11 protein-coding genes and 2 tRNA genes are annotated in these 11494 nt (G+C 72.7%); 11 read left to right on the top strand and 2 right to left on the bottom strand.

The genetic code is table 11. From position 1 onward, the window contains the following. The first annotated feature begins 405 nt into the window (after positions 1 to 405). From ABZ805_RS16125 to ABZ805_RS16140, 4 genes are all read left to right on the top strand, one after another. Complete coding sequence (locus tag ABZ805_RS16125) at positions 406 to 1110, top strand: dienelactone hydrolase family protein (protein WP_358440293.1); 705 nt, start codon at positions 406 to 408, stop codon at positions 1108 to 1110. A gap of 115 nt (positions 1111 to 1225) precedes the next feature. Next, positions 1226 to 3211, top strand: coding sequence for an acetoacetate--CoA ligase (locus ABZ805_RS16130; protein ID WP_358440296.1), 1986 nt, complete (start codon positions 1226 to 1228; stop codon positions 3209 to 3211). A gap of 80 nt (positions 3212 to 3291) precedes the next feature. Next, positions 3292 to 3381 (top strand) — tRNA-Ser (locus ABZ805_RS16135). A 39-nt stretch (positions 3382 to 3420) separates the two neighbouring features. Beyond that, positions 3421 to 3493, top strand: a tRNA-Arg gene (locus ABZ805_RS16140). A gap of 141 nt (positions 3494 to 3634) precedes the next feature. Here the strand turns inward: ABZ805_RS16140 and ABZ805_RS16145 are convergent. After that, on the bottom strand, positions 3635 to 3940 hold the full coding sequence (locus ABZ805_RS16145; RefSeq protein WP_358440298.1) for a hypothetical protein: 306 nt from the start codon (positions 3938 to 3940) through the stop codon (positions 3635 to 3637). A gap of 495 nt (positions 3941 to 4435) precedes the next feature. On the opposite strand from ABZ805_RS16145, the gene ABZ805_RS16150 reads away from it, so the two are divergent. From ABZ805_RS16150 to ABZ805_RS16170, 5 genes are all read left to right on the top strand, one after another. Further along, the gene (locus ABZ805_RS16150) at positions 4436 to 4873 is read left to right on the top strand and encodes a hypothetical protein (protein WP_358440301.1); all 438 of its coding nucleotides are present in this window, start codon (positions 4436 to 4438) and stop codon (positions 4871 to 4873) included. Positions 4874 to 5026: 153 nt separating this feature from the next. Then, positions 5027 to 5467 carry a VOC family protein gene (locus ABZ805_RS16155; RefSeq protein WP_358440304.1) on the top strand — a complete coding sequence of 147 codons (441 nt, stop codon included), beginning with the start codon at positions 5027 to 5029 and terminating at the stop codon, positions 5465 to 5467. 108 nt (positions 5468 to 5575) lie between these two features. Further along, entirely contained in the window at positions 5576 to 6565 is a 990-nt protein-coding gene (locus tag ABZ805_RS16160; protein WP_358440306.1) for a helix-turn-helix transcriptional regulator, read from the top strand. 273 nt (positions 6566 to 6838) lie between these two features. Continuing rightward, the gene (locus tag ABZ805_RS16165) at positions 6839 to 7162 is read left to right on the top strand and encodes a hypothetical protein (RefSeq protein WP_358440308.1); all 324 of its coding nucleotides are present in this window, start codon (positions 6839 to 6841) and stop codon (positions 7160 to 7162) included. Between the two features lie 161 nt (positions 7163 to 7323). Continuing rightward, positions 7324 to 9213, top strand: a complete 1890-nt coding sequence (locus ABZ805_RS16170) for a S9 family peptidase (RefSeq protein ID WP_358440311.1) — start codon at positions 7324 to 7326, stop codon at positions 9211 to 9213. On the opposite strand, the gene ABZ805_RS16175 is transcribed toward ABZ805_RS16170, so the two are convergent. Beyond that, entirely contained in the window at positions 9214 to 10062 is an 849-nt protein-coding gene (locus ABZ805_RS16175) for a LysR family transcriptional regulator (RefSeq protein ID WP_358440313.1), read from the bottom strand. It abuts the gene before it with no gap. Positions 10063 to 10132: 70 nt separating this feature from the next. Here ABZ805_RS16175 and ABZ805_RS16180 point away from each other — a divergent pair, with 70 nt between their 5' ends. Continuing rightward, complete coding sequence (locus ABZ805_RS16180; protein ID WP_358440316.1) at positions 10133 to 10732, top strand: short chain dehydrogenase; 600 nt, start codon at positions 10133 to 10135, stop codon at positions 10730 to 10732. Positions 10733 to 10912: 180 nt separating this feature from the next. Beyond that, positions 10913 to 11422, top strand: coding sequence for a DUF4232 domain-containing protein (locus ABZ805_RS16185; protein WP_358440318.1), 510 nt, complete (start codon positions 10913 to 10915; stop codon positions 11420 to 11422). The last annotated feature ends 72 nt before the right edge of the window (positions 11423 to 11494 follow it).

Below are 11494 nucleotides of genomic sequence, written 5' to 3' on the forward strand. Positions count from 1 at the left end.
GCCCGACCACTGTAGAACCGGGGTCGCGGCGCTGACCTCGACGGGGAGGCCCAGAATCCGTGCGGCCGAGGCGGAGCTCCGGTTCGGCAGCGCGGAACCGGGCGGCTGTGCGGCGGTTCCACTCTGCTCGGCGACGGGGTTGGCGCCGATCGGGTGTAATGCCGAACACACTTGCGGTTCGGCCTCCGACCTGCACCGGAACGCACCACGTGGCCCGCGGTGGGCTTGGTCGAGGGTGTCGCCGCACGTGGCGCGGCCCTTCCCCGGCGCCGCCGCGGGTCCCGCGGTGCTCCGCGGGCGGCGCCGGGGCGGGAACGCGGCGGGGGCGACGGTGTGTCAACCGGACTCCGCCATCCGGTTGATCACGTTGACTGTTGTTCACCCATGCCTGATTACCTGAACGGCATGACCGAAACCCGGACCGAGACGCTCGCGCTCACGGACGGCACCGAGCTCCGGATGACCGTCGCCGAGCCGGAGAACGTCGTGCGCGGCGGGCTGGTGGTGCTGCACGAGGCGCGCGGCGTCACCGACCGGGTGCGTTCCCTGGTGGGCAACCTCGCCGATGAGGGCTGGCTGACCGTGGCGCCGCACCTGTACCACCGCGAGGGCACCGACGAGTTCTCCGACGACCACGCCGAAGAGCACGTGCAGGACCACGTCCAGCGACTATCGGGCGAGTCGATCCTGGCCGATTCGGACGCCGCGTTCGTGTGGCTGACCGACCAGGGCGTGCCGGGCGACCGGCAAGGGGTGATCGGGTTCGACATCGGCGGTTCGGCCGCGCTGGTGGTGGCGGCGAGCCGCAGCCTGGGCGCGGCGGTGACGGTCGGCGGTGGCGGCATCCTGAGCCCGCTGTCGGACGGTCTGCCCGCGCTGGTGGAGATCGCCGGGGAGCTGGCGGGCCCGTGGCTGGGGATCTACAGCGAGCTGGACGCCCGCATCCCGACGGCCGAGGTGGACAAGCTGCGGGAGGCCGCGGAGACCGCCCCGGTGGCGACGGACGTGGTGCACTTCGCCCGCAGCGAGCACCGGTTCGACACGGACCTGGACGCGGCGGCGGAGGCCTGGCAGCGCGCGCGGAACTGGCTGGACACCCACCTGCGCTGAGTTGCGCACAGCCTGTGGACAACCTGTCCACAGGCTTGTGCACAACCTGTTTGCGGTGCGCATCGAGCAGTTCGGCTATGGCGTCGGCGCCCGGTCGTGGGTTAGGAAAGCACTCATGACATCGAGCACCGGCGCCGATCGAAGCCCCGAAGTCCTGTGGCGGCCCACCGCGGAACAGGTGGCGGGCACCCGCCTCGCCGAGTTCCGCGAGTGGCTGCGCACCGAACGCGGCCTGGATCTGCCGGACTACCCGGCGCTCTGGGAGTGGTCGGTGTCGGACCTCGAAGGCTTCTGGGGCGCCGTCGCGGACTTCTTCGACGTGGCCTTCCACGAGCGCGCCGAGCGGGTGCTCGAGGCCGAGGTGATGCCCGGTGCGCGGTGGTTCCCCGGCGCGACCCTGAACTACACCGAGCACGCGCTGCGCGGCGGACCCGGCAAGTCCGACGAGGACGTGGCGATCGTGTTCGCGCGGGAGGACGGGGCGGGCGCGGAGCTCACGTTCGGCGAGCTGCGCGCGCGGGTCGCGGCGGCGCGCGCGGCGTTCGTCGAACTGGGCGTGCGCCGCGGCGACCGGGTGGCGGCGCTGGCGCCGAACTGCCCGGAGACGCTGATCGCGTTCCTGGCCGCGGCGAGCCTCGGGGCCACCTGGTCCTCGTGCTCGCCGGACTTCGGGGTGCGCGCGGTCGCCGACCGGTTCGTGCAGATCGAGCCGACCGTGCTGGTCGCGGTGGACGGCTACGCGTACGGCGGCCGCACCTACGACATCCGCTCCACCGTGGACGAACTGCGCGGGCTGCTGCCCGGCGCGTCGGTGGTGCTCGTCGACTACGTCGGAACCGGCGGGCTCGACGGCACCGCGGACTTCGCGGCGCTGCTGGACCGGCACCGCGGCGCCGAGCTCGCCTTCGACCCGGTGCCGTTCGACCACCCGCTGTGGGTGCTGTACTCCTCCGGCACCACCGGGCTGCCGAAGGGCATCGTGCACGGGCACGGCGGCATGGTGCTGGAGCAGCTCAAGGCGATCGGGCTGCACGCCGACCTCGGCCCGGGCGACACGTTCCTGTGGTTCACCACCACCGGCTGGATGATGTGGAACTTCCTCGTCGGCGGCCTGCTCACCGGGACCCGGCTGCTGCTGTTCGACGGCAGCCCCGGGCACCCGTCGCTGGACGTGCTGTGGGACCTGGCGGAACGGCACCGCGTCACCTACTTCGGCACCTCGGCGCCGTTCGTGCAGAGCTGCCTGAAGAAGGAGCTGCGCCCCGCCGAGCACCACGACCTCGGCGCGCTGCGCACCGTCGGCTCCACCGGTTCCCCGCTGAGCGTCGACGGGTTCCGCTGGATCGCCGAGCACGTGGGCGCGGACGTGCAGATCGCCAGCGTCTCCGGCGGCACCGACCTGTGCACCGCGATCGTCGGCGCGGCGCCGGACGTGCCGGTGTGGCTCGGCGAGATCTCCTGCGCGCTGCTCGGGGCCGCGGTGCGGTCCTACTCGGAGGACGGCGCGGAACTGCACGGCGAGGTCGGCGAACTGGTGCTCACCAAGCCGATGCCGACGATGCCGGTGTTCTTCTGGAACGACCCCGACGGATCGCGGCTGCACGAGGCCTACTTCGACACCTACCCGGGCGTGTGGCGCCACGGCGACTGGATCGAGGTCACCGACCGCGGCAGCCTGATCATCCACGGCCGCAGCGACTCCACGCTCAACCGCGGCGGCATCCGGATGGGCACCGCCGAGTTCTACCGCGTCGTGGAGGCCTTCGAGGAGGTCGCCGATTCGCTCGTCATCGACACCTCCGGCGCGAGCGGTGAAGGGGAGCTGCTGTGCTTCCTGGTGCTCGCCGCGGGCGCCCGGCTGGCGGACGTCGAGGGCGAGCTGAAGCGGCGGCTGCGCGACGAGCTGTCCCCCCGCCACGTGCCGAACCGGTTCCTGCTCGTCGACGAGATCCCGCAGACGCTCAACGGCAAGAAGCTGGAGGTTCCGGTGAAGAAGATCCTCGCCGGCGGCGACCCGGAACGCGCCGTCAGCCGCGACGCGCTGCGCAATCCGGCGGCCCTCGACCCGTTCGTGCAGCTCGCGGCGGGTGCGAACGGCTGAACGATCGTGGACCGACCCCCCTGCGCGGAGGCGTGAACGGGCCGTGTACTCTTTTCCCCAGTGGCCGAGAGGGACTGCCGGGAGGCTTCGCCTAGTCTGGTCTATGGCGCCGCACTGCTAATGCGGTTGGGGGTCACGCCCCCTCCCGGGTTCAAATCCCGGAGCCTCCGCAGGGGTTCCCGCCCAGGCGGGGATCCACAACTGAACAAGCGCCCGTAGCTCAACGGATAGAGCATCTGACTACGGATCAGAAGGTTAGGGGTTCGAATCCCTTCGGGCGCACGTCTGGTCGAGACAGCTGGAAACCCCCTACTTAGCCGCAGGGGGGTTTCTTGCTGTTCGGGGGCGGGTGACGGCGATCGGGCCTCCCCGCCGACCTGATCGTTCTGCCGCCGACCGCGCCGGCACCGGCTCCCGTCCCGGCTACGGCCGCGGGAGCAGCACCGCCACCTCGGCCATCCCGTCCAGGACCGCCGGGGGCAGGTTCCCGCTCACCGGCGCCGCCTCCGCTCGCACGAAGAGCGTGCCCTTCGCGGTGGACTCGTAGTGCTCGCCGGTGGAGGACACTCCCCGCGCGGCGAGGACGCTGCTGCCCAGCGCCCTGATGTCCCCGGTCCCGTCCCGGCGGTCCAGCCGGTTCAGCGCGCGCGCATCCCGCGTGCTGCCGGTCCGCACGTAGGCGACCGACACGACCGCGGTGCCGCCCCGCTCGTCGGCGAGCGGGATCACGGTCCGCGTCAGGGAGCGGCACCGGTGCCCGACGAAGAACTTCCACCGCGGCCCTTCTTCCCGTTGATCGGCCGGACCCGGCCTTGCTCATCCGTGTAGAAGCCGTTCGGCACGCCCACCCCTTGTCCGATCGATGCAGGAAGGGTCCGATCTTCGCCAGCGGGAGCCTCCACTACTCCGTTTACCGGATGAATCACCTGAAAGGACCTCCAGCGCGCCGTGGAAACCGGACCGAACGCGCCGGAATTTCCCCGGTCGAATCCGGCGATCGAAGAACGGGAGATCTCCGGATGCGCTTCCGATCGCACGGGAAACCGACGTTCGCAAGGGTTTCCCCGTTTCTCGAAACGTGCCGTTTCGGCCTATCGGCTGTTTTTTCGCGTTCGGACCGGCTCCTCGGCCGAGGTGACCGGCCGCGCGGGCCGACAGGATTCGTGATCGGAATTCCGAGGCCGCCGCGGCGGTGCTCGGACCGGATCAACGCGAGGAGTCGCAATGCAGTTCAACGCGAAGAAGATCGTGGTCTCCGGTGTGGTGGCCGGTGCGGTGCTGGCGCTCGGCGGAGGTGTCGCCGTGGCCGCGAACCAGGAGCAGGTCTCCCCCGAGATTCCGAGTTCGCACGCGGCCGAACCGGGGCACGAGGGCGAGGGCAAGTACACCGCCGGGGACTACCGGCTGCACGTCAGCGAGCTCACCGACGACGGCGAAGGCTTCGGCACCACCGTCGAGCCCGGCACCACGTACTACTCGAAGACCCTGCACGGCAGCGAATCGTGGCAGCCGACCGTCCTGAAGTTCTCCGTCGGTGCCGAGGCGGACGGGCCGGTCGTGTTCAGCTACCCGATCCCCGCGGACGGCCAGGGCGTCGACTGCGTCGCGTCCGGTACCGAGGCCGATCCGACGGTGGAGTGCGTGACCACGCCCGCCGCCTGATCGGACGCACCCGCCGGCCGGCCCGGTGCCGTGATCCGCGCCGATCCACGGTCCCGGCGCGCCACCGGGCGCACCGGTCCGGCCGAGCCGAAGGAAACCCCCTCCCCACAGGGGGTTTCCTGCTTTCCGGGACCATTGCGGAACGGCACTGCCGTGCGCGAAGCTGATCGGCGATCCGCCGGGGAGGACGCCGTGCACCTGGACCTCGTGACGATCGTCGTCGACGACTACGACCCGGCGATCGACTTCTTCGTCGGCACCTTGGAATTCGAACTCGTCGAGGACTCGCCGGCGACCACCGGCGACGGCCGGGCGAAGCGGTGGGTCGTCGTGCGGCCGCCCGGTGCCGCGACCGGAATTCTGCTGGCCCGCGCGGACGGCGAACGGCAGTCCGCCGCGGTCGGCGAGCAGACCGCCGGGCGGGTCGGGTTCTTCCTGCGCGTGGACGACTTCGACGCCGCCTTCGCGCGGTTGCGGGCGGCGGGCGTCGCATTCGCGCGTCCCCCGCGCAGCGAACCCTACGGCCGCGTCGCGGTCTTCCTGGACATCGCGGGGAACCGCTGGGACCTGCTCGGCCCGGTCGCGGCCGACTGACCGGTTGCAGAGCCGATCTCGTACGGGCGAGTCCGCCGAGGCCCGGGCGCACCGCTGGCAAGGTGGACCGCTCGCCGGGTCGGATTCCCGGCGGGGAAGGGGCGAACGATGGCCGAGAGCTTCGGGCAGGCGCTGCGGCGCCTCCGCCGCACCGCGGGGCTGACGCAGAGCGCGCTCGCGCGCCACGTGCACGTGGACCAGGGCAACATCTCCCGGTACGAGCACGACCGGCAGCGGCCCGACGTCCGCGCCGTCGCCGCGCTCGACGAAGCGGTCGGTGCCGCCGGAGCGCTGCGCAGGCTCGTCACCGGTGTCGCCGAGGACGTGCTCGACGATGCGGACCGAACGCGGATCGAGCGGGTGCTGGACCGGCCGCACACCCTCGACGGCGGCACCGTCACCGCCCTCGCCGGAGTGCTCGCCGCGCAGCGCAGGCTCGACGACGTGCTCGGGCCTGTACCGCTCATCCCGCCCACCCTCGCGCACGCGCGACTGGTCACCGGACTGGTGCGGCAGGCTGCTGGACCGCACCGGCCCGCGCTGGCCGCGGTCGCCGCCGAATGGGTGCAGTTCGCCGGGTGGTTGTACGCCGAGGACCGGCAGGACCGGGAAGCGCTGCGGTGGCTGACCGAAGCCGAGCAGGCCGCCGACGAGATCGAGGACGGCGTGCTCGCCGCTCAGGCGGCGAACTTCCGCGGCTACATCGCCCGCCAGCAGCAGAACTGGCGCGGAGTGGCTCGGTGGTTCCTCACCGAGCACCACACCCCCGGTGCGAGCGTCCACCAGCGCATCGGGGCCGCCGCTCAAGCCGCGCACGGGGCGAGCCGCCTCGGTGATCGGGACGGTGCACGACGGCTCCTGGACACCGCCGCCGAGCTGCTGGAGGAATCCGGGCAGCGGCCGGCCCCCGGCACCGCCTACTGGCTGACCCCCACCTTCCACCGGCTCAACCTCGGCATGGCGACCCTGGACATGGGCCTGCACGACGTCGCCGCCGACCACCTGGGCAGCGGACTCGACGGCCTGCCGGAGGACCAGCGGCACGCGGCGTGGACCGGCGAGTACCGCACCGCGCACGCCCAGGCGCTCGCCCGCTGACCGGATCCCATGCGGCCCCATGCGCATGGGGCGCATAACCGTCAACCTGCGGCGATCGGGCGCCGAAGGTCGGGGTATGTCGCGACTGCCGCCGCACCTCGTCCGCCGGTTCCGCTCCGCGCTCGGAACCCGGATGCTCGGTGCGCGCCGCGACCGCCCCACCCGGGAACGACCGCGGGTCCCCGGCCGCGGCCCGGGTGGGGTTCCGGCGGGGCCGGTGCCCTCCCCGACCAGCACCGGCCCCGCCACCGGACCCACGGGAACGGCGTTCCGATGAGGCCGCTGCGGCCCGCCGGGACCTGGACCGACGCGGACGGACGGGTGCACGTCCGGGACGTGAGGAGCGGATCGGCGTTCTGCGGGGTCGGCGTGGACCGCGCCACCAGCGGTCGGGCGCGCTCGGGGTGCGCGGAATGCGTCGCGGTGCTGATCGAGAGCTGGGGGCGCGACCACTCGTGCGGGCCGGACTGCCGACCACCGCTGCCCCGGCGCGAACCGGGAGCGGCGCTGGCCTGGAGCGGGCGGATCGAGCCGACCGAGGCGGATCGGGACCTGTCCTTGCTGGAGCGGGTGCGCGACCGGCTGCGGTCGCTCTGACCGGCCGGGGCAGGGCGCTCCGTCGGACGTCGGCGGAGATCCGCCCTCGCCGCGGCACGAGTGGCTCGGGTCACGGGAAATCGGCTTGAGCATGCCGCGACGGCACGGAGTCGACTGTGGTCACGGCGGCCGACGGGGCCGTCGGAGAGGAGAGATCCGACATGGCCCTGCCCGACATCCTCCCGGTGGAAGCGCTCTTCGACTCGCCCGAGCGCGCCGGTGCCACGATCTCCCCGGACGGGACGCGGATCGCGTACCTGGCGCCGTGGAAGAACCGGCTCAACGTGTGGATCCGCGGGGTCGAGGACGACTCCGAGACGCGGTGCGTCACCGCGGACGAGACGCGCAGCGTCACCGACTACCACTGGACCGACGACCCGCGCTGGCTGCTGTACGTGCAGGACGCGGGCGGCAACGAGGACTGGCACCTGTTCCGCGTCGACCTGGACGACCCGGACGCGCCCGCGGTCGATCTCACGCCCTACCCGCCCGGGGTGCGGACCTCGATCGGGCAGCAGCGCCCGGACCGGCCCGGCAGGGTGCTGGTGCAGGTCAACGCCCGCGAGCTCGACCGGTTCGACCTGGTGGAGATCGACATCAGCACCGGCGAGTCGACCGTGCTCGCCGAGAACCCCGGCACCGTGCTGGACTGGCTGCCCGGCGCCGAGAACTACGCCCGCAGCCTCACCGAGAACGGCGACCTGGAGCTGTCCCGCCACGATCCGGCAACCGGCGAGCTGACCCCGATCACGACGTTCACCGGCGACGGCCACCCGATGGGCATCAACCCGTTCGAGCTCGACGCGGACGGCACCGGGGTGTGGCTGGGCTCGTACCGCGACGGGGACCGCGCCGTGCTGGCCCGGTTCGACCTGAGCACCGGCGAGGAGTCCGAAGTGGACTCGCATCCGGAGCTGGACCTCGACGGGGACCGGCGCATCGTCGTGCAGCAGTCCTCGCCGCTGATCCGGGACCGGGCGAGCGGGCGGCTGCTCGGAGTGCGCTACCTCGGCGAGCGGCAGGAGATCCGGGCGCTCGACGACGAATTCGGCGAGGTGCTGGCGAAGCTGGCAGCGCTCTCCGACGGCGACCTCGCGGGGATCTCCCGGGACGACGCCGGGCGCCGCTGGGTGGTGTCGTTCACCCACGACCGCGACCCCGGCGCCACCTGGTTCTACGACCACGCCACCGGGGAATCCCGGCTGCTGTTCCGGCCGTACCCGCACCTCGACCCCGAATCGCTGGCGCCGATGACGCCGGTGACGATCCCCGCCCGCGACGGGCTCCCGCTGCCCGCCTACCTGACCCTGCCGGTCGGAGTGGAGCCGCGCGGGCTGCCGCTGGTGCTGCTGGTGCACGGCGGGCCGTGGTACCGGGATTCGTGGGGCTACTCGCCGGAGGTGCAGCTGCTGGCGAACCGCGGGTACGCGGTGTTGCAGGTGAACTTCCGCGGCTCCACCGGGTACGGCAAGCGGCACCTGGAAGCCGCCATCGGCGAGCTCGCCGGAGCCATGCACGACGACCTCATCGACGCCGCCGACTGGGCCGTCGAGCAGGGCTACGCCGACCCCGAGCGCCTCGCGATCTCCGGCGGCTCCTACGGCGGGTACGCGGCGCTGGTCGGCGTCACCTTCACGCCCGACAAGTTCGCCGCCGCCGTCGACTACGTGGGCATCTCCGACCTGGTCAACTTCACCCGCACGCTGCCGCCGTTCGCCCGCCGCGGGCTGATCAGCAACTGGTACCGGTACGCGGGCGACCCGGACGTGCCCGAGCAGCGCGCCGACATGCTCGCCCGCTCCCCCATCACCCGCGTCGACCGGATCCGCACCCCGCTGCTGGTCGCCCAGGGCGCCAACGACGCGCGCGTGGTGCAGGCCGAATCGGACAACATCGTCGCCGCGCTGCGCGAACGCGGCGTCGACGTCGAGTACCTCGTGAAGGAGGACGAGGGGCACGGATTCCTCAACCCGGAGAACCAGATCGAGCTGCACCGGGCCATCGACCGGTTCCTCGCCGAGCACCTCGGCGGCCGCTGCGATCCCGCCTGATCAGAGCGAGCGCAGCACGTGCTCGCGGAAGGCGTCCGTTCCCGGGTGCGTCGGCACCCGGGGCTGGACCAGGTGCACCGTGAGCGGATCGGCGTCCGAGATCGGCAGGTAGCGGACGCCCGGGTACGGGTGGCTGTGCCGGGTGCTCTCCGCGGTGACCCCGACGACGTCGCCGATCGCGATCTCGGTCAGCCACTCGTCCACGTTCGCCACGTCCGCGGTGGCGGGGCGGTGCTGCGGCGGCCACAGCGCGGCACCGCTGGTCGCGGCCGTCTCGCACACCGCGACCGTGCGGTCCGCCAGGTCCGCCAGCCGCACCGCGCCGGACGCGGCGAGCGGATCGTGCTCGGCGACCGCGGCCACCCGCGGCTCGCGGAACAGCGCGACGGCGACGAAGTCCGGGGCCGGGGGCGGCTCGGTGCGCAGGAACGCCACGTCGACCTCCGCGCGCCGCAGCGCCGCATCCGGCTCGGGGCAGCGGTGCAGCCGGACCGGGGAATCCGGGTTGGCCTCCCGCCAGCGCTGGAACAGCGGCACCGTGAGCTCGCCCAACGTCGCCCAGGCGAAACCGACGCGCAGCGGGCGCGGACCACCCGCCACCTCCGCCAGCGCCTCGTCCAGCTCGTTGAGCAGCCGGTGCGCCCGCTCCTGCAACCGCAGACCGGCCGGCGTCAGCACCAGGCTGCGGGTGGTGCGCTCCACCAGCTTCGCGCCGAGCCGGGCCTCCAGCTGCCCCAACGTGCGGGACAGCGCGGGCTGCGTCACGTGCAACGCGGCCGCCGCACCCGTGATCGTGCCCGCGTCGCCGATCGCGGCCAGCGCGCGCAGGTGCCGCAACTCCACATTCATGACCGCTGAGCATAGGTGCGGCCCGAACAGGCATTTCCCTCCCCCGCACGGCCCGTCCTAGCGTCGGGGCATGAAGGTTCTCCTGATCGGCGCGGCGGGCAGGCTCGGCACCGCCGTCGGCGACGCGCTCGGCGCGCGCGGCCACGACGTGCTCACCGCCGGACGCACCAGCGGGCGGTTCCGCTTCGACCTCACCGATCCCGCGCAGACCACCGCCCTCTACGAGCAGACCGGCCCCGTCGACGCGGTCGTGAGCGCCGCGGGCGACGTGCCGTACAAGCCCGTCACCGAGATGAGCCCCGCCGACTACGAATCGGCGTTCCGCGGCAAGGTGCTCAGCCAGGTCGAACTGGTGCGGCAGGGCATCCCGCGCATCGCCGAGCGCGGCTCGTTCACCCTCATCACCGGGGTGCTCGGCCGCGACCCGGTCCGCACCAGCAGCGCCGCGTCGATGGCCAACGGGGCCGTCGAATCGTTCGTGCGCGCCGCCGCCGTGGAGATCGCCCCGCAGCGGATCAACGCGATCAGCCCGACCGTGTTCACCGAGAGCCTCGCCGAGTACGGCGATTTCTTCCCCGGCATCCGGCCGGTGGACCTCGCGGACGTCGCGCAGGCGTACGTGCGGTCGGTGGAAGGGGCGGACACCGGGCGGATCTACAGCCTGGAGTGACCGGCGGTACGTCCCGTTCGCCCGGAGCCGATCGGGCGAACGGGGCATTCCTCCCACCTGCATCCGGCGGACGTGCGAGGGGCTTCGAGGTTGCTCCGATATGAGCAGTGCCACCGCGGAGCATCCTCGGCGCGGCCGGCACGTCTTCAGGAGCAGAAGAACCGCTGAGGAGGAAACACCATGTTCGCGAACATCCGCCGCATCGCCGCTGCCGCCGCCGTGACCGGAGCGGTCGCCGGGATCTCCGTCCTCTCCGCCGGGGCCGCGACCGCCAACCCGAGCGACGCCGCCTGCACCGCCGCCGACGTCGACGTCATGGTCGTCAAGGAGCAGGGCGGTGCCGCCGGGCACGAAGCGTTCCGCGTCGACTACACGGCCGCGAACCCGAACGTCAACTGCAAGCTGCAGGGCGGCCCGCGCGGCGTGGTCTTCACCGAGAACGGCGCGCCGATCCAGGGCGTCGAGGTGGTTCCCGAGAACAGCGCCGCCCAGCCGGTCAACCTGACCGCGACCTCGCCCGCGCACTCGTACCTGATCCAGGCCACCGCGGCCGCGCCGCACGCCGAGGTGCCCACCGGCGTCGAGTTCTCGCTGCCCTCGGCCACCGAGGACGGCCGCGTCGCCACCGACTGGCCCGGCGGCGAGCAGCTCAAGGGCGTGCTGCAGGCGACCCCGGTCGCGCAGGGCTGACCCCCACCGGCACGACGCGGAAGCCCCTCCAGGCCCGCGAAGTGCTGCGCAGCGCCGGGACGCCGAAGCCCC

The organism is Saccharopolyspora sp. NPDC047091, assembly GCF_040643635.1.
In the GTDB taxonomy this organism is placed as follows: Bacteria; Actinomycetota; Actinomycetes; order Mycobacteriales; family Pseudonocardiaceae; genus Saccharopolyspora_C.

Excerpts from the sequence above, each read along its gene's own strand:
- ABZ805_RS16125 (WP_358440293.1), top strand. The coding sequence starts at position 406 with ATGACCGAAACCCGGACCGAGACGCTCGCGCTCACGGACGGCACCGAG.
- ABZ805_RS16185 (WP_358440318.1), top strand. The coding sequence starts at position 10,913 with ATGTTCGCGAACATCCGCCGCATCGCCGCTGCCGCCGCCGTGACCGGA.
- ABZ805_RS16175 (WP_358440313.1), bottom strand. The coding sequence starts at position 10,062 with ATGAATGTGGAGTTGCGGCACCTGCGCGCGCTGGCCGCGATCGGCGAC.
- ABZ805_RS16165 (WP_358440308.1), top strand. The coding sequence starts at position 6,839 with ATGAGGCCGCTGCGGCCCGCCGGGACCTGGACCGACGCGGACGGACGG.
- ABZ805_RS16170 (WP_358440311.1), top strand. The coding sequence starts at position 7,324 with ATGGCCCTGCCCGACATCCTCCCGGTGGAAGCGCTCTTCGACTCGCCC.
- ABZ805_RS16150 (WP_358440301.1), top strand. The coding sequence starts at position 4,436 with ATGCAGTTCAACGCGAAGAAGATCGTGGTCTCCGGTGTGGTGGCCGGT.
- ABZ805_RS16160 (WP_358440306.1), top strand. The coding sequence starts at position 5,576 with ATGGCCGAGAGCTTCGGGCAGGCGCTGCGGCGCCTCCGCCGCACCGCG.
- ABZ805_RS16180 (WP_358440316.1), top strand. The coding sequence starts at position 10,133 with ATGAAGGTTCTCCTGATCGGCGCGGCGGGCAGGCTCGGCACCGCCGTC.
- ABZ805_RS16130 (WP_358440296.1), top strand. The coding sequence starts at position 1,226 with ATGACATCGAGCACCGGCGCCGATCGAAGCCCCGAAGTCCTGTGGCGG.